We start from the raw sequence: 20,835 nt of genomic DNA, 5'->3' as shown, positions 1-20,835 counted from the left end.
GACAAGCTGGCAAGCGCATTGACCTGCGCAAAGACTGATTGGTTGGGGGATAAGTTTCAATCGGACCACGCTGAACAAAAACTTGCCATTTGCGTACCAACAAACATCCTAAACCGTAGCATCGCTCTATTCATCTAGCGATACATATGGTCTAGCGTTACGGTGTCCATGTGGTCGAGTTGAGGAGCGGGCATGGTTAACGATTTGGGCAATACGGACGACCTCGAGCTTATGCCGCTGGGCAGTAGTTATACGGTACGGCGCGATCGCTTGATGAACGAACTTATCGCCAAGGGCCGAAAGGCCGGCATCGTAGTCCTCTACGCGCCTGATGGCTTTGGGAAAACCTCGGTGCTGCTGCAGTATACCCAAGAGGTCAAAAGCGATCCGACGCGAGGTCCCGTGCGGATCATCGAGGCAGACCGCGCCATTGGGCGCGAGGTGTTTATGCAGCTCGAGGTCGTTACCGAAGAGCTTAAGGACAAGCCGCACTCCCTGATTGCAATCGATAACGTGCCTAACCTCAGCCAGAGCGAGACCGAGGAGCTGATCGACCGAATCCGAAGCCTGCGTGCTATGGGGATTGGGGTCTTTATGAGCTGCCGTCCTTCGAATCGCCAGCTGATTCATGGACTGGGCGATTCGATTAAAGTCAACGCGCAGATGCTCAAGGTGCATGCCTATGAGTACTCGGCGTGGGCATCGGCGTTTTCGATCAGCACATCGCTCGACTTCTATCAGCTTACGCAGGGCGTGCCCGAGCTCGTCTCGGCTATGCAGTCGGGACTATACGGGCAGGGAGACGTTGCCCAGATGCTCGAAAACGAGATTGTCAATATCTACGGTGCGGCACTTGTTGACCTGGCGTCGCTTGAGAACAACGCCCTGTTTAGTGTGGCATGCTTGATGGTCCTAATGGGTGAGGGCAATATTTCGGAGCTCGAGGCTTGCGGTGTTAGGCTTTCGGCGATTGACCAGTCCTATCTTGTCCGCGATTATCCCATTTTTGGCGTTGATCCGGCAGACCGGAGCTTTACCTGCCTGGGTACCGAGGACAACGCACGTCTGCGATTGCGCAAGCTGGTCGCCGAAATTCGCCCCGAACTTGTTGTGCGGGCAGCACGTATTTTGATTAAAGCGGGGCGCTGCGATACCGCGATGGACCTCGCCGACGCGTTTTTGGACCGCAGCGCGGTGTTGGAGCTTGCCGGGCAGTATGGGGTCGATCTGGCCCTGACGGGGCATGGAGGGGATATCTGCCGCGCGGCGCTGGGAAAGACCGAGGCAGATGGCCGGGCATCGGAGCCGACGCCTGACGAGGCGCTCGGCATCTATCTGGCGGCGGTGAGCGTCTCCAATACAAAGCTCGCGCGGTATATGGCCTCAATTATCGAGCATGCGGGCGAGCAAGCGATTTGCGAGCTCGATCCCGTGTCGTGGAAGGTGGCGCACGCGTTTACGGCCGCCTGTTATGGAGATAGTGGTCTGGGGCTTCCGACAGGCCATGCAGCGCTGGAAAGTGAGGCGTCTTGTGCCGCACTCGACATGCTGTCCGCACATGTCGAGATAAAGCATGGGCTGACCGAGCGGGCGAAGGGTGGTGAGATCCTCGCGAGGCTCAAAACAGATAAGGCCTACGATTGTGAGCTCGATATTGCGGGGACGTTTGTGCGGGCGGACCGCATGTTGACGGAGCTGTTTGATGGGTCGTATGCAGGGACTGACGAGCGTGATGACGAGATGACCCAGACGCTCGAGGCACTCGAAGCGCGTGGAATCCGAGCACTCGCCATCTGGGTGCGCATGGTATTATCGGCGCGGCGCCTGTTTGCCGGCATGCCGGTGACCGACGAGCAGGCATTCAATGAGCTCGACCGTTTTGCCGTGCGCGTGCGTGACAATCAAGTCCAGTTGTTTGGCTTGATATTGGAAGGCTGGCAGTCGCTGGCTGAGGGGCGTCCGGTCAATGCCAAATTCCGTGCGGTGCAGGTGCTCAGGCTTGCCGAGGAATCGATTGGATACATACGCGACAACGCACTGCTGCTAGAGCGCGCGGCATACTTACGCAATACATCGATGGTATCGGTGCGCGAAGAGGCAGAGCTGCTCGATTTGAGTCGGACGCAGGTCGGTGGTGCCGAGGCTTGGATGGTGGCGCTGCATTTGGCCTCCGCGGGCCGCGATAGCGACCTTGCAGCTTGGATGTCCATGAACCGCCCGGGGATTTTGGATCCGTCGTATCGGCTGTTTGCGCGTCTTGCAATGCATTGTCTGGGTGAGCCGGCTGCTAGAATTCGAAAGAAGCTCCCGGTGCGCGAGCTGTCGCGGTATTCGCTGCGTGACGACTTTGAGGGCGAAGGCGAGCGTCTGTTCCAGGCCGGCGATGCCGAGGATGTCGATGTGATTGGCCATATCGAGATCCGCATGTTTGGGGCGTTTCGCGCCGAGCGCGACGGGTTTCCCATCACGGATAAGATGTGGCGCCGCAAGAAAGCGGCGACGCTTGCCGAGCGGCTTGCGCTGGGCATGGATGCACTGGTCGACCGCGAGACGCTGGCTATGGAGCTGTGGCCCCACGCCGAGTTCAATAGCGCTCGTAACAATCTGTACTCGACGATATCGCGCCTGCGTTCGGCCTTGGGGCCGACACCGGACGGCAAGTCGTGTGTGCTGATCCAAAACGAGTGCATTGGGCTTAACGGCGATTACGTCAAGACCGACGTGCGGTTGTTTGATCAGATAAGCCGCGAAGTTTTGGGAAATCGCACGGGTGCGCGCGGGCCCCATCTGATCGAGCTGTGCCTTAAGATCGAGCAGCTCTACGCCGGCCCGTTGTATGTTCCCAATGGCTGTAATCCCACCTACTTTTTGCGTATGAGGCGAATTATGGAATCGAAATATATCGACTGCATGATTCGGGGCGCGAATGCCGCCCTAGAAGAAAACGACCTGCAGTCGGCGGTATGGCTGGTGGAGTCGGGGCTGCGGCAAGAGACGGCGCGCGAGGACATGGTGCGTTGCGCTATGCGCGTCTACGGTGCGGCAGGGCGACGACGCGATATCGTCGAGCTGTACAGTGGGCATATGCATCACCTGAGGGAGCAGGTCAATGGCGTGCCCGAGCCCGAGACGCGGCGTCTGTACGAGCGCTTGGTGGAGGGCAGGCTTAGCCGCGTGCTCGTCGAGCGATAAAAAATGAGCGTCCGAATTGCTCGGACGCTCGCTAGCTTGATGTGTGTTGGCTCGCCGGATCGTTGGCGCTTAGACGAGCTTAATCTTCTCGATGTCCTTGCGCGAGGACTCGCGATACAGCGAGAACTTGCGGCCGATAACCTGGACGACCTCGGCATGGCAGCGATCGGCGAGCTCTTCGGCGGCCTCGCGGGCAGAAAGGCTGGAACCATCGAGTACGGAGCACTTAACGAGCTCGTGCTTCTCCAGGTAGGCGACCGTCTGCTCGACGGTGCCCTCGTTGATGTCGGACTTGCCGATGATGATGGCGGGGTTGAGGTGATGGGCCATGCTGCGAAGCTGCTTGACCTGGGCTCCTGTCAGTGCCATGGGTTCTCGCTTTCTATGTTATGGGGCGCCCCGCGATGGGGCCTTAATCTACGTGAGCTGTCCCACGATAGCGCAGGAACGGCGCGGTGTGGGGCGTGTTTACCCAGTTCAAAAAGAATGCGGATGCCGAGCGGGAGAACAGCGCGGGTTACAGACGGACGTGTACGGCGGCCGAAAGCGGTCTATGGACTGCCCGAAGGGACCGGCTCCCATGCAATAAACGCCCACCGAACCTTGCGGACGTGGTCGAGCATGTAGCGTCCCTGCGGTACGCCCTTGGACCCTGGCTCGCCGGCATGGGGATTCTCAATCATATGCTGAGCGACGTAGTCGCGCAGACGGTCGATCTTATCCTCATTACCGTGCTCGAGCATGCGGGAGAAGTCCGCCACTCCTGCCTCAAGGCTATCGAAGGTATCGCGACGAGGCGATTCAAAGTACGTAACCTGCGGCAGGGCACCCATCTGAATGAGGATATTGAAGGCATACACAAAGCCATTACTGCAGGTAACCGAGGCACCGATGGCGTTCATCAGGTGCAGGTCATAGCGCGGGCTGGAGTTGGCGACCATCGTGACAGCACAACGCCGACGAGCCGTTCGATCAAGCTTGGCAAGCGCGCCTTTTAGGTTGGTCGTGGTGACAGAGCGACTGGCAAAGGCAGCATCTACCGCTTTCGCGACCGGTCCAACCAAATCCCAGTCATCATCCCAAGCAAGCTCAAGCGGTGTAATGCGATCCTCGAGCCCATAGTACTCAATGCCAGCATCAAGTGTGCCCAACATAGCAGGGGAAAAGTCAGCAGCAATCACGGGATGCCCAGCCTGAGCAAGCGGAATAGCAATCGACCCAGCCCCACACCCCATATCCAGCACGGATTCGCCAGGCTTTAACGCCAGCAGCTTCATAAAGTCCCGGGCATACGGAGCGGTTTCAAGCGGCCGAAAATGCCGAGCCCTTTTGTCCCACTCAAAAGAGTCATCAGCCCGCCGCCGATTAGCTTGCAGACGCATCCATTCCTGGTTCCAATCTGTGGAAAGCAGCTCAGAGCGAGCATCCCCATCAACCACGGGTCAACCTCCTAGCAACAAAAAAGCGACTCCTCCCAAAAGAAGAGCCGCAACCAGCATATATCAGAAAGAACCGATCCAACGCCAAACCGTCGCATCGACCATGTAGTGCAGGAGCGAAGCAACTGCAACCGGGATAGAACTCAACCGAGGTCCCGTTGTGCGGGAGCCCCGGGGAGGGCAAATATATAAGGTCGATCGCGAGTTCCGCACGAGCCGGAGAGCACTTAATGTGCTCTCCGTGCGAGTCAGGACTGTCCGAGCAGGCGACCTTATATATTTGCCCTCCCCGGGGCTCCTCGCCCGAACCCCTCAGCTAGTTCTTCAGCGAGTTCAGCGGTGCCGGGAAGCGTCCACCACGGTGGGCAAGCACGGTGCAGGCGTTGGGGTTCACCGGCATGATGGGCGCACGGCCGAACAGGCCGCCGTACTCGACGCAGTCACCCACGCCCTTGCCAATGGCGGGAATCACGCGGACGGCCGTGGTCTTGTTGTTGATGACGCCGATAGCCATCTCGTCAGCGATGATGCCGGCGATGGTCTCGACCGGGGTGTCACCGGGGATGGCGATCATGTCCAGGCCAACGGAGCACACGCAGGTCATGGCCTCGAGTTTCTCGAGCGAAAGCGCGCCGGCCTCGACGGCGGCGATCATGCCGGCGTCCTCGGACACGGGGATAAAAGCGCCCGAGAGGCCGCCCACGCTGGAGCTGGCCATGACGCCGCCCTTCTTGACGGCATCGTTGAGCATGGCGAGCGCGCAGGTCGTGCCGGGGCCACCGCAGGTGCCCACGCCGATGATCTCGAGGATGCGTGCGACGGAGTCGCCGATGGCGGGCGTAGGTGCCAGCGACAGGTCGACAATGCCCTTCTCGACACCCAAGCGATGGGCGGCCTCGCGGCTCATGAGCTCGCCGGCGCGGGTGATCTTAAAGGCGGTCTGCTTGATCTTCTCGGCGACCTCCATCATCGATGCGGAATCGGGCAGCGTCTCCAGGGCTGCGGCCATAACGCCGGGGCCCGAGACGCCTACGTTGATGACGGCGTCGGCCTCGCCGCCGCCGTGGACAGCGCCCGCCATGAACGGGGAGTCCTCGACCATGTTGGCAAAGCAGACAAACTTGGAAGCGCCGACGGAGTCCTGGTCGGCCGTGAGCTTAGCGGCGTCGATGATGGTCTGCGCAGCCATGAGCACGGCGTCCATGTTGATGCCGGCGCGCAGGCTGGCGACGTTGACGCTGGAGCAGACGCGACTCGTGGTGGCGAGCGCCTGCGGGATGGACTGGATGACGCGGCGGTCGGCGTCGCCGATGCCCTTCTGGACGAGCGCGGAGAAGCCGCCCAGGTAGTCGATGCCGAGGGTCTCGGCCGCACGGTCGAGGGCATGCGCGATGGGGGTGAGGTCCTCATCCTTGCAGCAAGCGGCGATCTGCGCCACCGGGGTGACGGAGACGCGCTTGTTGACGATGGGGATGCCGTACTCGCGCTCGAGGTTCTCGGCGGTTTCGACCAAGTGCTCAGCCGTGTGCGTCACGTGGTCGTAGATCTTCGTGCACATGCGGTCGAGGTTCTCGTCGCCGCAACCCATGAGCGAAACACCCATGGTGATGGTCCTGATGTCGAGGTTCTGCTCCTCAACCATGCCGCGGGTTTCCGCGATTTCTGCGGGCGTGATCGCCATCCTTGCGCTCCTATCTGCCAAAACGAGCATAGTCTTATCTATTCTAACGTGCCGCACGTGCCAAGTGGCGCATGCGGCACGTTTTGGTGCTCGGTTGTTTCCGTTGTGTTACTGCCCAAAGACCTCTTCGGCGATGCGCGCGCTTTCGGCGGCGTCCTTGGCGTAGTAGTCCGCGCCAATCTGCTTGGCGTATTCGGGGGTGAGTACGGCGCCGCCTACGATGATCTTGACGCCCGGCACCTCGGCATGAAGCAGCTTGATGGTCTCCTCCATGGCGACGACCGTGGTGGTCATAAGCGCCGAGAGACCGACGAGCTTAATGTCGCGCTCCTTGACGGTCTTGAGCACCTCCTGCGGATCGACGTCGCGACCCAGATCAAAGACGGTATAGCCGTAGTTGTCGAGCAGCATCTTGACGATGTTCTTACCGATGTCGTGGATATCGCCCTTGACGGTGGCCACGCAGATCTTGCCCTTGTCGGCAATCTCGCCGGCGGGCATCAGGCGTTTGATGGTATCGAAGCCCACGCGCGCGGCCTCGGCCGAGGCCATGAGCTGCGGCAAGAAGAACTTTCCCTGGTCAAAGAGGACTCCGACCTCATCGAGGGCGGGGATAAAGTGGTTGTTGATGAGGTCCATGGCGTCGTGGTCGGCCAGCAGGCGCTCGGTCTCGGCCGCGATTTCGCCCTTGCGACCCGAGACGACCATGTGGCGGATGGGGTCGTCATCGGCGCTTGCGGTGGCGCTCGCGGCAGGCGCGGCATCGCTCGATGCTGACTGGGCGGCCGCCGGGTTCGCGGCGATCTTATACGGGTCGGTCCAGTCGGCGTAGCGCTCGATGTATCCGGTCGAGCCCTCGTCCTCAACGCTCAGCACGCGATAGCTGTAGACAGTGTCCATAAAGCGCTTGGAACCCGGGTTCATGATGGGGGCGTCCAGACCTGCACCAAAGGCGGCGGCCAAAAAGACCGAGCCCAGCAGCGGGCGCGCGGGCAGGCCAAAGCTGATGTTCGATACGCCGAGTGCGCACTTGACGCCCAGGCGCTCCTTGCACATAGACATGGCGCGCAGGATCTGCTCAGCCTGGCGCTGGTTGGTCGAGGCGGTCATGACCAGACAGTCGATGAGGATGCGGTCCGGGCCAATGCCGTAACGGGCGGCTTCGGCCACGATGCGCTCGGCGATGGCGAAGCGAGCCTCGGCGGTATCCGGGATGCCGCCCTCGTCGAGCGTGAGGCCGACGACGTTGGTGCCGTAGTGGGCGACCAGCGGGAAGATCTCGTCCATGATCTGCTGTTTGCCATTGACCGAGTTGATGATGGGCTTGCCGGCGTAGCGACGCACGGCGGCCTCGACGGCGGCGGGGTCGGTGGAGTCGATCTGCAGCGGCAGCAGCGTGGAACCTTGGAGCTGCTCGGTCGCTTGCTGGATGACCTTGACCTCGTCGATCTCGGGCAGGCCCACGTTGACGTCCAGGATGTCGGCGCCCTGCTCCTGTTGGCTGATGCCCTGGCTCACGACGTAGTCCAGGTCGCCGTCGCGTAGGGCCTGCTGCAGGCGCTTTTTGCCGGTGGGGTTGATGCGCTCGCCGATGACGGCGATCTTGTGGCCGTCGCAGGGGAGGTCCACGACCGTCTGGGCGCTCGTGACCGACATGCTGGGCTTGCGGTGACGCGGGCTGGGCGTGTGGTTGTCGATGAGGGTACGAAGTGCCGCCATGTGCGCCGGCGTGGTTCCGCAGCATCCGCCGACGACGCTCACGCCGTCCTCGATCATGCCGGCGACGGCCTCGGCGTACTCGGGCGCCTGGATATCAAAGACGGTATTGCCGTCATCGTCCACGTGGGGCAGTCCCGCATTGGCCTGCACCATAACGGGCTTGTCGGTAACGGTGAGCATACGCGCAGCGAGTCCTCGGAGCTCGGCCGGGCCCTGGCTGCAGTTGATGCCAAGGACGTCGGCGCCGATGGCGTCGAGAGTGATGGCGGCGACCTCGGGGCTCGTGCCCAAGAAGGTGCGGCCGTCTTCCTCAAAGGTCATGGTGGCAAAGACGGGCAGGTTGGAGTTCTCGCGGCAGGCGAGGACCGCCGCCTTGATCTCGGCCAGGTCGGTCATAGTCTCGATAATAAAGAGGTCGACGTCCGCAGCGACGCCGGCGCGCACCTCCTCGGCAAAGAGGTCGTAGGCCTCGTCAAAGCTGAGGGTGCCCAGGGGGCGCAGCAGGGCGCCGATGGGGCCGATGTCGCCGGCGACGTAGCGGGCGCCGGCCTCGCGGGCGCAGGTGACTGCCGCGGCAAAGACGTCTGCCACGGTGGCGGCGCCGTCGAGCTTGTGGGCGTTGGCGCCAAAGGTGTTGGCGGTGATCACGTCACAGCCGGCCTTGACGTACTGACGCTGGATATCGGTGATGACCTGGGGTTCCTCAAAGTTGAGCAGCTCGGGCAGGGCGCCTGCCTTCATGCCGGCGGCCTGCAACATGGTGCCCATGCCGCCGTCGAACAGCAGGTGTCCCGTGCCCTCGATGGCGGCACGCAGGCGGTCATCCTTAATGCGAAGGTCGTCGATCGTGCGCGTCTTGTATGCAGCGCCATTACGGCGTGCGGCATCAACGGGTGCCGCCAGCGCGGCGCCGTCCAGATCATGAGTGATAAGCGGAGTAAACATCGATGGCTCCTAATGGCTGGAATAGCAGGTGGTGTGGGCGGCGCGGAAGCGGCAGTGCTCGCGCATGCGGCAGATATTGCAGGTGGGGCGGCTCTGGGCGTCGTGGACCTCGCCGTCGAACAGACCGATCACTGCGGTCACGCTCTTGGTGGGCATGAGCAGGCTGGTGGGAGTGACGGTAAGTCCAATGAGGCGCGTGGCGTTGAGTGCATCCACGATTGAGCGCTGTGCCGTGAGCGGGCAGTCGCCATAGCCGGGACTGAAGCGCCAGTTACCGGCGAGTCCGTGTGCAGCGGCCGCAGCCTTGACCTGCTGGTCCATCTGCTCGACGGCGGCTTCCACATAGGCAGAGCATGCGGCGTCGAGCACGGCGCCTTCCAGGGGTTGCTGGGCTCCCGTGGTGCGCAGGCGACGCTCGGCTTCCATGCCGAGGGTACATGCCATGAGCGCGGCAAAGCGGGCGTCCTTAAGGTGGCGATAGATATCACGACCCCGCAGTTCAACATTGGTGCCAACCAAGCGGATGCAGGGCTCGCCCTGCTCGTCGACGCCTGCGGCATCGACGGCAAACACACGGCGCACGCCACGGGGCTCAATGTCCAGTTCCAGACGCTCAACGACAAGCTCAATACGCTGCGACAGTTCGGGCTCAATCTGCTGGCCGCCGTAGCCCAGATACCGCAGCATCTCGGCACGGTCGACACGAGGGCGGTGGGCAGCGTCGATACGGTAAAGCGCCGGCGACGCAAGGTCGGCCGGCACTTCAACAACGGTTGTATCGACGTGCGGTTTTTCCATTACCCCAGGCGCTCCATAATGGTCGCGGCGATTGCAGGACGGTTCATAGTGTACAGGTGCAGACCGTCGGCACCGTGCTCCTTAAGGTCGCAAAGCTGACGAGCAGCATAATCTACACCGGCTGCCTGCAGGCTCTCGGGGTCGTTCTCGTACTTGGCGAGAATCTTGATGACGGGGGAGGGTAGCGATGCGCCGCACATAAAGACCATGCGGCTGATTTGCGACTTGCCCATAAACGGCATGATGCCCGCGGTGATAGGCACGGTGATGCCGGCTTTGTCGGCAAGCTCGCGGAAGCGATAGAAGCACTCGTTATCAAAGAAGAGCTGTGTCACAAAGAAGCTCGCGCCGGCGTCTTGCTTTTGCTTGAGGTGCTCGACCGAGAGGTTGAGATCCTCGCAGGCAATGTGGCCTTCGGGGTAGGCTGCGGCGCCCACGCAAAAGCCGGCGTCGACGAGCTCGGGGATGAGGTCGCGGGCGTAGGCGTAGTCAGAGGCGGGCTTGTCGTCCTCGGTCGCGCCAGCGGGAAGATCACCACGTAGGGCCAGGATGTTTTCAACGCCGGCGGTGCGATACTCGTCGATCTTGGCGGCGATATCGGCGTGCGAGCGGCCCACACAGGTAAGGTGTGCCACCGAGGGTGTATCGAATTCGCTCGTAATCATATGTGCGATGGGGGCGGTGGTGGCGCCGTTGCCCGAGCCGCCGGCAGAGCAGGTGACCGAGACAAAGCTCGGCGAAAGCTTGCACAGATTGCCTGCCACCTCGTGAGCCGTGTCGAGGGTAAGCTCGCCCTTGGGCGGGAACATCTCAAACGAAACGGGTGCGGTGCCCTGGGATGCTGCCTGCTTAAAAACCTCGTCGACGCGCATATCGTGCTCCTTTAGATACGCAATAGTGTGATGTGTTTTAAGGATTCTACAGCACCACTGTGTCACGGTGGAGTTTCACTCGCTATTTGGGGATACCAATCGAAAATGCTTTGCTATCGGCATTTCCTATAACAGAGCGGTCAATCTAGGATGGGGCTATATTGAATGGTATTTGATGCGAAATACCAGTTAATAGAGCCCCATCCCAAATTGACTACCCTTAAACCATGGGGAGAGGTCTGCAATTTATGCAGTTGATTGGCTGTTGAGGGTGGCAACGCCGCCTCGATAGGGTAACCTCATTGATTGGTTTCGCGACAGCAACATAACGGTAATGTCGCGGAAACACGGCGAGTCTAAGCTATGACTCGTTCGTTAGTAATCAACACCGCTTCTCACGCGGTGCCGATACGAAGGGAGTTCCGTATGGCCGAACTTACTGACCGCTTCGGGACCATGGTGTTCTCTGAGGAAGTCATGAAGGACTACCTCCCCAAGGACATTTGGAAGCGCCTTGCTGCAACCCTCGAGGGCGGTGAGCCGCTCGACCTGGATGTGGCCAACGCCGTTGCCCATGCCATGAAGGTCTGGGCCATCTCCAAGGGCGCGACGCACTACGCGCACTGGTTCCAGCCGCTTTCGGGCATTACTTCCGAGAAGCACGACAGCTTCCTGGAGCCCAACCACGACGGCACCGCCATTACCAAGTTTACGGGCAAGAACCTCATCCAGGGCGAGCCCGATGCCTCCAGCTTCCCCAACGGCGGCCTGCGTGCCACCTTCGAGGCCCGTGGCTACACCGCTTGGGATCCCACCAGCCCCGCCTTTATCAAGGACGATGTCCTATGCATCCCCACGGCTTTCTGCTCCTACACGGGTGAGGCCCTGGACAAGAAGACCCCGCTGCTGCGCTCCATGACCGCGCTCTCGCGTGAGTCCAAGCGCGTTTTGGCACTGTTTGGCAAGACCCCCAAGAAGGTCGTTCCTTCCGTGGGCGACGAGCAGGAGTACTTCCTGATCAAGAAGGACGCCTACCGCAAGCGCAAGGACCTGGTCATCACCGGCCGCACCCTCTTTGGTGCTGCTCCCTGCAAGGGCCAGGAGCTCGAGGAGCACTACTTTGGCGCTATCCGCCCCACCGTCTCGGCCTATATGAAGGACCTGGACGATGAACTGTGGGCGCTTGGCATTCCCGCCAAGACCAAGCACAACGAGGTCGCTCCCTGCCAGCATGAGCTCGCACCGGTCTATGGCGAGGTCAACGAGGCCATCGACCAGAATCTGGTCATGATGGAGAAGATGAAGCTCATCGCCTCCCGCCACGACTTGGTCTGCCTGCTGCACGAGAAGCCCTTCGAGGGCATCAATGGTTCGGGCAAGCACAACAACTGGTCGCTTGGCACCGAGTCCGAGAATCTGCTCGATCCGGGCGACACCCCGCTCGACAACCTGCAGTTCATCGTCTTCCTCACCGCGGTGATCGAGGCCGTCGATAACTATCAGGAGCTCCTGCGTGCCTCCGTTGCCTCGGCCGGCAACGACCATCGTCTGGGCGCCAACGAGGCTCCTCCGGCGATTATGTCCATCTTCCTGGGCGACCAGCTTACCGAGGTCGTCGAGAAGATCATCGATGGCAAGGCTTCCGTCCATGCCACGCGCGGCGTGCTCGACCTGGGCGCCGATACCCTGCCCAAGCTGATGCAGGACAACACCGACCGCAACCGCACCTCCCCGTTTGCCTTCACCGGCAACAAGTTCGAGTTCCGTGCCTGCGGCTCCGAGCAGAACGTCTCCGACTCCAACCTGGTGCTCGATGCCGCCGTGGCCAAGTCACTCAAGTCCTTCGCCGACGCACTCGAGGGTACGCCCGAGGATGAGTTCCAGGACGCCGCGCTCGAGTACTGCAAGAAGGTGCTGACCGACCACCAGCGCATCCTCTTCTCCGGCGATGGCTACTCCGACGAGTGGCCCGTCGAGGCCGAGAAGCGCGGCCTTGCCAACAACAAGACCACGGCCGACGCCCTGCCCGCCTTTGTTTCCGATAAGGCCATTGCGCTCTTTGAGGAGACGGGTGTCCTGACCAAGGCCGAGGCCCAGTGCCGCTACGACTGCAAGCTCGAGAAGTACAACAAGCTCATGAACATCGAGGCCACCACGATGGTTCGCGAGGCGCGTCGTACCTATCGCCCGGTCATTACCGCATATGCCACCAAGGTCGCTAAGGGTCTTGAGACTATTCGTGCCGCCGGTGCCGAGGCCGCCATGCAGTGCGAGCAGAACACGCTCAACAAGCTCTGCAACGGTATCACCACCATTAACGACTCCATCAAGGCGCTCGACGCCGTGCATCAGAAGGCCGAGGCCCTCGATGGCCAGGAGCAGGCCAATGTGTATGCACACGAGGTCGTTCCCGCTATGGATACGCTGCGCGCCGCCGTGGACGCCATGGAGGAGATCGTTGCCGCCGACTACTGGCCGGTCCCGACCTACGACGACATCCTGTTCTACGTGTAGAACGTAACTGACATATCGTCACGGTATTGAGCCGGGGTCCGCATCGCGCGGGCCCCGGCTTTTTGTTTGCGAAGGACGCTTTGGAGTCCGTTTTGCCGCCGATTTGCCGGGATTCGCACCCTGTCGGGTTCGAATCCCGGCGTTGGGGTAGAAAAAAGCCCGTCACCGCGGGGGTAACGGGCTTCTCGTTTCAAATGGTGCCCCCAGCGGGATTCGAACCCGCGATATCCACCTTGAAAGGGTGGCGTCCTTGGCCGCTAGACGATGGGGACAGCGGGAAAGAGTATAGCAGACTTTTTTGCCGGCGCGTATATCGTTGGCAAACTGGAAAACCACCACAAAGGTGCCTGTCCCTTTGTGGTGGTGAGGTGCTAGGGGAGCAGCTTCATGGCGGCGTCGTGGGCGGCGTGTTCGTAGGTGTCGTCGAGGGACTTGAGCGGCAGCAGGGCTGTGGCCTGCGCATCGCCGCGGCGCTCGAGGGCGTGGGTAATGAGCCAGTCGGCGAGTTTGGGATTCTTGGGTAGCGCCGGTCCGTGCAGGTACGTGCCGATGACGCCCTTGTAGATCAGGCCCTCAAAGCCGTCTTCGCCGTTGTTGCCGGTGCCCGTGACGACGGACGTTCCGAGTGGCGTGGCATCTGCGTCGAGCAGAGTGCGGCCGCCGTGGTTCTCGAATCCTACAAAGGGCTCGGGTGCCAGGTCGGTCTTGACGGCGACGTTGCCGATCAGTCGGTCGGAGCCGCGTACAGTTTCGGCGGCAATGACGCCCAAGCCCTCGATGCGATCTTCACCCATGTAGTACGAACGGCCGAGCAGCTGATAGCTGCCGCAGATAGCAAGCAACGAGCCGCCGTCCTCAACATAGGCCGCAACCTTGTCTTTTTGAGCGAGCAGCTCGTGCGCCACGGCCAGCTGGTCGCGATCGGAGCCGCCGCCCATCATGACGATATCGGCGTCGGTGAGATCGAGCGCCTCGCCCATGCGGACCTCGTCCACGCGAACGGGGATGCCGCGCCAGGCGCAGCGGCGCTCGAGGGCGATGACATTGCCGCCGTCGCCGTAGAGGTTGAGGGCATCGGGGTACAGATAGACGATGCGCAGGGGGCGCGAAAGCTCGGTCGGCGCGACGCCGACGGGGACGGCACTGCCATCGGCGCACGTTGCAGCGTGGGCGGCAACCGTAGCCGCATCGGTGCCTTTAAGCTCGTCGAGCTCCTTGACCAGCGGCGGAAAGGCCGTGTAGTTGGCGACGGCATAGAAAGTGTCGCCGGCGGCTTCATCCGCAACGGCACCGATCGCCTGCTCGATATTCGAGATAATCGTGGCATCGATGCCGGCGTACTTGAGGCGCACCTGCATGTCGCGCGCGCGCGTGCCGCCGGCAAAGGCGACAAGTCCCGTTGTGTCGGCGATGCGCTCAAAGTCGACATCGTAGATCCACGAGACATCGTGGCCATCGGCATCGTTGTCGTTCAGGAAAAAGGCGCAGAGCCTGCCACCTGCTGTTTTAATGGACTGGATCTGACGATCGAAGCCTACGGGATTTTTGGCCAGATTGGCCTCGACGGTACGGCCGGCGATATTCCAACGGCCCATGCGACCACCTGCTGGCACGTAGGCGTCGAGCGTGGGCTGCAGATGCGCCGCGTCCACGCCCAGCTCGCGCGCCGCAAAGAAGGCGGCGGCAACGTTGTAGACCATGTACAGGCCGTTGTAGCGTGTGGCGATGTGTACGGCAGCCGCGTCGGGCGCAGGCCCAAAGACCAGGTCAAAGACGTAGCCGTCGCAGCCGAGCTCCACGCCCGTCACGCGACGGACAAGCCCGGGGCGGGTCCAGCCGCACGAGGGGCAATGGTATGCGCCAAGCTGGCCGTACTGCACATAGTCGTACTCCAACGGTGCGTTGCACTGTGAGCAAAAACGCGAGTCGCTAATGCGGTCGAACTCAGTGTTGGTGGCGCCGTCGATGCCAAAGGCGATGCTTGCATTGGGAACGCGCGCGGCGATCGCGGCACACAGCGGGTCGTCTGCGTTGTAGATGAGCGTCGTTGCCGGTGAAAGCTCCAGCGCGTGGGCGATGACGTCTTGGGTATGGTCGATCTCGCCGTAACGGTCCAGCTGGTCGCGGAACAGGTTGAGCAGCACAAAGTACGTCGGCTTGAGCTTGGGCAGGACGCGCACCGTGTAGAGCTCGTCGCACTCAAAGACGCCTACGCGCTTGCTGCTGGCGGTTCGCTTAAGGTTGCCGCGCGCCTCGAGCAACGCGCCCACCACGCCCGGCTCCATGTTGTTGCCAGCGCGGTTGCATACCACGGTGGCGCCGCTGACGGCAACGGCGTCGGCGATGAGGTTGGAGGTGGTGGTCTTACCGTTGGTGCCGGTGATCACCACGCTGCGGTCGACAAGGCCCGCGAGGTCGCTTAGCAGCTCGGGGTCGATCTTCATGGCGATGCGGCCGGGGAGTACGCCGCCCTGGCGCTTAAGGATGGAGCGCAGCCCCCAGCGGGCGATATCGCTCGAGGTGCAGGCGAGAGATGAGCGGAAGTTCATGAAGCCGTTCCTAACGTGAATGACATGGTCGTGGCGTTTGCGCCGTTAAAAACCGTAACGGCGCGCAAATTCCTGGGCAAGCTGCGATACGTCTTCGCAAGCGTTGGCCCAGGGAGCAAAGTCGGGAGTATCCGAGATGATGCCGTCGGCCTCCCAAACTGCCTGATGCGAAAGGTCCCAGGGGTCGTGCGGTTCGGGCCGGCAGGGAAGGTACGGCGTCTGATACATGGGGTTCAGCAAAAAGAACGCGCCGCCCTCGCAGCGGTTGGCAAACTCGCGCAGCGCGCGTGTCGCCGGGCGCATCTTGTTCGTTTTGAACAGCAGGATCGTGCGGGCGAGTAGGTACCAGGGGGAGTTCTCGAGGGCATCGGCCCCCATCTGCTCCTCGAGCTGGTGGGCCAGGGCAAAAAAGCCGTCCTCGTCTTCCAGGCGAGCGAGGGCGAGCAACACGGTGCCGGCGGCCCGGGTGGGATAGCCCTCCGCCTTAAGAACACGGCGAGAGTAGTTGGCGGCGGCGCGGTAACGAGCGCTCGCCATGCACAGCTGCGAGATGGCCTCGAGCGTGTGAAGCCAGCCGATAAGCGCCGGCTCGCTCACGGTAAGGTCTGCTGCGGTGACACCGTCGGCCAAAACATTATTGGCCCAGTAGTGCGGGGCCTCCATATCAAACCCGGGCACGCTCTGTTGCAGGTAGTCGGCCGTGCTCGCCTCGAGCTTCATCAAGTCGCCCAGGCAGGCATCGACGGGCGTGTCGGCCAGGATGATGGCGAGCAGCTGGGCATCGAGGACATGCGCATCGACGCGAACAATCTTGAGCAGCTCATCGCGCATGTCGTCGAACAGGCGGTTGCGCGTCTGCTCAAACTCCTCGTCGCTGCCCATGTCCTCGATGCGGCGAAGCTCGTCAAGCAAATGACGATGAACGCCGGCATAGGACAGCAGCGCTTGGGCATGCTCGGTCTGCGCATACTTGTGAGGGTTTGCGCTGATGTCGTTATGGACAAGCTCGCGTGCTGCATCGGTGAGTTCGGGGTGCGATGCCAGATAGGTGCGCTCCAGATAGGCGGGGATGTAGACGCTCGGATCCATTAGAGGTCTCCTCCCTTAAACGGCAATCCCTGTTCGGCCGCGCGCAGGATTCGTTCGTCGATCTGGGAGCGCACGATGTCGTTGGTGGCGACCCAGGCGGCAAAGCTGGCGTTGTCGGGCGCGCCTAGGCCCTCCTGCAGCACCGGCGTCGCCTCGGACAGGGCAAGGACAAGCTCATCGGTGGAGCCCGGACCTACGTTGACGCGGGCATAGACGCCATCGGGAAACTCGGTTTGGAAGTAGAGCGCCTCGGCCGCGTGCGGACACGAGCGCGCAAGGATGCGCAGGTAGTGCTCGGCGCCCTCGTAATCCAGCTCGCGCCAAGCAGCGCTCATCAGCGCGATGAGCGTCCACGGGTCCAGGTCGCGCTCTGCGTCCTTGGGACGGCGGCGCAGCGGCGTGTTGGCAAGATAGGGTACGGAGTGGGCAGAACGAAATCGCTTGAGCTCCTCGGCAGGGTATTCAAGCTTTGCCATGGCAAGCATCGCAGTATGGCGGACGCCGGCGGGGTCGTTGGGCGCAAAGTCCAGGCTGCGATTCGCGGCATCCAGCGACATGCGGTAGCGGCCGCTAATGAGCGCGCGCGATGCCAAGGCGGCAAGCCAGCGCAGGTAGGGACGGCGGGTCAGGTCGCCTGCGGCCTCACGCTCGTAGGGGTCCTGCGCCGAGGCAATCTTGAGCGCCAGATCGTGCTCCACCTCGTCGCACTTGGACACCAGATACTGTACGTATTCCTCGTTGGATTCGGCGGTGAGCGCCGTCAGCATGCGCTGGGCATCCCAGTTTGCCGGATCGAGCGCGGCTGCCTCGCGGAGCATGTTCTCGGCAGCGGCCTCTTCTTGCTCTGCCTGGGCGTCGTCGGGGATAAAGGGGATGCGGTAGTCGACAGCCTCGACGACCTTGGCGATCAGATGCCCAGCTCGGTCGCGGTCGTGCACGATGAGCGGCGCGGGGTTGCGGGTGAATTGCTCCATTAGACGCTCGACGGCGGGGCCGTCAGTGAGCGGGATATTGTCGCGGCGCAAGGCCTCAAGAACGAGGCGATGGCAATCCTCTTGAATGGGATCGAATGCCATGGGGCCTCCTTTGCTGCAGTTAGGGTTCAAATATCTTTATATAAGGTTCTAGTTTACCCGCATGTGGCACACCGGGGGTGCCGCACTTGGACTTGCACCTTTGCACCACGAAGACGGATGTCGCACAAATGTCGGCACCTTGGACGACCGAGTGGTATCACAGTGCCGTAAACGGTCGATTTTTGGCGGCGAACGGGGCACATTTTGGAGGGGCACAGCCCTGTCCGGGATATGTGGTCAACCCTGATAAAACGTTTGCCCAGCTTGGGAGTATGAATGTCCCACAAGGGTCTTCAGGGATAGAAAAAACGTTTCATCATTGTTGGCTTTAGGTGAATAACTGACCAACCAGAACGGTAAAATAGTGTTTGTCTGAGCGTTGAGACGTTCAGACATCGCGCATTGTCATCGCCGGCAACGCGCAAAACGGTCCTAACGGAGCCAATCGGGTGCTCCGTTATATACGCAAGTCTAAGAGGGGCTTGTTTAGGAGGCACAGTATGGGACGTTTTACCAATCCTCGCGATCTGTACTTTGGTGAGGGCGCTCGCCACGAGGTGAAGAACCTCAAGGGCAAGAAGGCCATCATCGTTTCTGGCGGCAGCTCTATGCGCCGCGGCGGGTTCCTGCAGGACGTTGAGGCCGACCTTAAGGAAGGCGGTTTCGAGGTCAAGCTGTTCGAGGGCGTCGAGTCCGACCCGTCCATCGAGACGGTCATGAAGGGCGCCGAGGCCATGCGCGAGTTCGAGCCCGACTGGATTATCGCCATCGGCGGCGGCTCGCCCATCGATGCCGCTAAGGCCATGTGGGTCTTCTACGAGTATCCCGAGGAGTCCTTCGATAACATCATCCAGCCGTTCAGCTTCCCCGAGCTGCGTCAGAAGGCTCACTTCTGCGCCATTTCCTCCACCTCCGGTACCGCTACCGAGGTTACTGCCTTCTCCGTCATTACCGACTACGCCAAGGGCATCAAGTACCCGCTGGCCGACTTCAACATCACCCCTGATGTCGCCATCGTCGACCCCGAGCTCACCTACACCATGCCCGCCAAGCTGTGCGCTCATACCGGCATGGACGCTCTGACCCACTGCATGGAGGCCTACGTTTCCACCTGCGCCTCTATGTTCACCGACGCCAACGCCCTGCACGGCATCCGCGAGATCGTCGAGTGGCTGCCCAAGTCCTATGCTGGCGACCATGAGGCCCGTCAGCACATGCACGAGGCCCAGTGCATCGCCGGTATCGCCTTCTCCTCGGGCCTGCTCGGCATCGTTCACTCCATGGCTCACAAGACCGGTGCAGCCTTTGAGAACGGTCACATCATCCACGGTGCTGCTAACGCCATGTACCTGGGCAAGGTCATCCAGTGGAACTCCAAGGACCCGCGTGCTGCCGAGCGTTATGCATACGTGGCCAAGGAGATCCTGCACCTTCCCGGCGAGACCAACGAGGAGCTCATCGCTGCGCTCGTCCAGAAGATTCGCGACCTCAACGACCAGCTCAACATTCCGCAGTCCATCAAGGATTACGCGAATGGTGGCGTGAAGGTCGACGCCGAGAACCCGCAGATGGTTTCCGAGGAGGAGTTCCTCGCCAAGCTGCCCGAGATCGCCGCGAACGCCGAGCAGGACGCTTGCACGCCCGAGAACCCGCGTGAGACCAAGGCTGCCGACTTCGAGAAGATTCTCAAGGCCTGCTACTACGACACCGACATCGATTTCTAATCGACTCTCGCTGTCTTGCAAGGGGTCTCGTGCTCTATGCACGAGGCCCCTTTTTGCTATGGTGCAAAGGGGTCAGGTTGCTTTGCACCAATCGTTGTTTGATGAAGGGCGGATTCTCGTATGGCGCTTCCCATGGTTTATGGCGGTCCTGGCCGGTATGTTCAGGGGCCGGGCGAACTTTCGCGTCAGGGCAGGTATTTGTCATGGTTGGGCTGCGCTGCCTATGTCTTGTTTGACCAGGGCACCGAGGATCGGCTGTGCAAGCAGATCGTCGATGGATTTCTGGACGAAGACCTAAGCGAGCCATTCTTTAAGATCTATAACGGTCCGTGTACGGAAGAAGCCGTTGTAAAAATGGCTAAGGAAGCCCAGGCCGAGTATTGCGACATGGTGGTGGGTATTGGCGGCGGCAAGATGCTGGATATCGCCAAGGCCGTTGCGTTTTATGCCGAGTTGCCGTTGTGCGTATGCCCCACGGCGGCTTCGATGGACGGTCCGTGCAGTGCGATTTCGGTGCTGTATCACGAGGATGGGTCGTTCGACCGCTACCTGATGCTCGAGAAGAATCCAGACCTGGTCGTGGTCGATACCAACGTGGTCTCGGCGGCTCCGCTGCGTATGACGGTCGCTGGTATGGGCGATGCGCTGGCAACGTATTTCGAGGCGCGTTCGTGCGCCGCGGCGCACGGCGCTAACGAGCACGGTGGCGCGCCGGGACACTTGGCCTTGGTTGCGGCTCGTGCCTGCTATGACACACTCATGGAGTGCGGCGTCGCTGCCAAGCGCGATCTCAAAAAGGGCCGTACATCGCCAGCGGTTGAGCGCCTGATCGAGTGCAGTATTCTGCTCTCGGGTGTTGGCTTTGAGAGTGGTGGCCTAGCGCTTGCCCATGCCATAGCCAACGGCCTGACGATTCTGCCCGAGTGCAAGGCCATGCATGGTGAGGCCGTGGCATTTGGCCTGGTGGTGCAGCTGCGCCTGGAGCGTGCGCCCGAGCTTAATCAGGTGCTCGAGTTTTGCCAGCGCGTCGGTCTGCCGACGACGCTCGAGGAGCTGGGCCTTGACGAGATTTCCGATGCCGACCTGATGAGCGTTGCAGATGCGGCCTTTAGAAACGAACGCAATATGGCTAACGAACAGGCCAAGGTGACCAGACAAAAGCTCGTGCAGCTCATGCGCGAGGCATAGCTAGGCGCTTGATCGACCTTGTGCAATCGAGGCGGCGATAGGCATAGGC

At 61.4% G+C, this 20,835-nt stretch carries 13 protein-coding genes and 1 tRNA gene; 4 read left to right on the top strand and 10 right to left on the bottom strand.

Annotated elements, in window-relative coordinates:
• Window positions 1-192 precede the first annotated feature (192 nt).
• Window positions 193-3,192 carry an AfsR/SARP family transcriptional regulator gene (locus AB5750_RS07750; protein ID WP_368145889.1) on the top strand — a complete coding sequence of 1,000 codons (3,000 nt, stop codon included), beginning with the start codon at window positions 193-195 and terminating at the stop codon, window positions 3,190-3,192.
• 69 nt (window positions 3,193-3,261) lie between these two features.
• Here the strand turns inward: AB5750_RS07750 and AB5750_RS07745 are convergent, their stop codons facing one another.
• The 6 genes from AB5750_RS07745 to AB5750_RS07720 all read right to left on the bottom strand — a co-directional run bounded on the left by AB5750_RS07745 (window position 3,262) and on the right by AB5750_RS07720 (window position 10,646).
• Window positions 3,262-3,561 carry a YhbY family RNA-binding protein gene (locus AB5750_RS07745; RefSeq protein WP_117583334.1) on the bottom strand — a complete coding sequence of 100 codons (300 nt, stop codon included), beginning with the start codon at window positions 3,559-3,561 and terminating at the stop codon, window positions 3,262-3,264.
• Between the two features lie 182 nt (window positions 3,562-3,743).
• Window positions 3,744-4,574, bottom strand: a complete 831-nt coding sequence (locus AB5750_RS07740; protein ID WP_368145915.1) for a methyltransferase domain-containing protein — start codon at window positions 4,572-4,574, stop codon at window positions 3,744-3,746.
• Window positions 4,575-4,947: 373 nt separating this feature from the next.
• Complete coding sequence (locus tag AB5750_RS07735) at window positions 4,948-6,312, bottom strand: PFL family protein (RefSeq protein WP_368145890.1); 1,365 nt, start codon at window positions 6,310-6,312, stop codon at window positions 4,948-4,950.
• Window positions 6,313-6,420: 108 nt separating this feature from the next.
• Window positions 6,421-8,976 (bottom strand): homocysteine S-methyltransferase family protein, encoded by a 2,556-nt coding sequence (locus AB5750_RS07730; RefSeq protein ID WP_368145891.1) that lies wholly within the window; start codon window positions 8,974-8,976, stop codon window positions 6,421-6,423.
• 9 nt (window positions 8,977-8,985) lie between these two features.
• A complete protein-coding gene (locus AB5750_RS07725; RefSeq protein WP_368145892.1) occupies window positions 8,986-9,774 on the bottom strand; it encodes a hypothetical protein in 789 nt (262 codons plus the stop codon).
• Complete coding sequence (locus AB5750_RS07720; RefSeq protein ID WP_368145893.1) at window positions 9,774-10,646, bottom strand: methylenetetrahydrofolate reductase; 873 nt, start codon at window positions 10,644-10,646, stop codon at window positions 9,774-9,776. The genes AB5750_RS07725 and AB5750_RS07720 overlap by 1 nt, the downstream gene beginning before the upstream one ends.
• 426 nt (window positions 10,647-11,072) lie before the next feature.
• Between AB5750_RS07720 and AB5750_RS07715 the strand changes: the two genes are divergently transcribed.
• Entirely contained in the window at window positions 11,073-13,160 is a 2,088-nt protein-coding gene (locus tag AB5750_RS07715; RefSeq protein WP_118205277.1) for a glutamine synthetase III family protein, read from the top strand.
• Between the two features lie 195 nt (window positions 13,161-13,355).
• On the opposite strand, the gene AB5750_RS07710 is transcribed toward AB5750_RS07715, so the two are convergent.
• The 4 genes from AB5750_RS07710 to AB5750_RS07695 form a co-directional block, all read right to left on the bottom strand.
• A tRNA-Glu gene (locus AB5750_RS07710) sits at window positions 13,356-13,432 on the bottom strand.
• Between the two features lie 99 nt (window positions 13,433-13,531).
• Entirely contained in the window at window positions 13,532-15,709 is a 2,178-nt protein-coding gene (locus AB5750_RS07705) for a MurT ligase domain-containing protein (RefSeq protein WP_368145894.1), read from the bottom strand.
• Window positions 15,710-15,754: 45 nt separating this feature from the next.
• Complete coding sequence (locus AB5750_RS07700) at window positions 15,755-16,798, bottom strand: hypothetical protein (RefSeq protein ID WP_368145895.1); 1,044 nt, start codon at window positions 16,796-16,798, stop codon at window positions 15,755-15,757.
• Entirely contained in the window at window positions 16,798-17,874 is a 1,077-nt protein-coding gene (locus AB5750_RS07695) for a tetratricopeptide repeat protein (protein WP_368145896.1), read from the bottom strand. Before AB5750_RS07695 ends, AB5750_RS07700 begins: the two co-directional genes overlap by 1 nt.
• A gap of 500 nt (window positions 17,875-18,374) precedes the next feature.
• On the opposite strand from AB5750_RS07695, the gene AB5750_RS07690 reads away from it, so the two are divergent.
• Window positions 18,375-19,598 carry an iron-containing alcohol dehydrogenase gene (locus AB5750_RS07690; RefSeq protein WP_035136916.1) on the top strand — a complete coding sequence of 408 codons (1,224 nt, stop codon included), beginning with the start codon at window positions 18,375-18,377 and terminating at the stop codon, window positions 19,596-19,598.
• Between the two features lie 120 nt (window positions 19,599-19,718).
• Window positions 19,719-20,786 carry a glycerol dehydrogenase gene (locus tag AB5750_RS07685; RefSeq protein WP_368145897.1) on the top strand — a complete coding sequence of 356 codons (1,068 nt, stop codon included), beginning with the start codon at window positions 19,719-19,721 and terminating at the stop codon, window positions 20,784-20,786.
• Window positions 20,787-20,835 lie beyond the last annotated feature (49 nt).

The sequence above is a fragment of the Collinsella aerofaciens genome (assembly GCF_040926185.1).
Taxonomy (GTDB): Bacteria; Actinomycetota; Coriobacteriia; order Coriobacteriales; family Coriobacteriaceae; genus Collinsella; species Collinsella aerofaciens_BC.
Note: the sequence above shows the minus strand (reverse complement) of the source record. Positions and strands in the feature narration are given on the sequence as shown.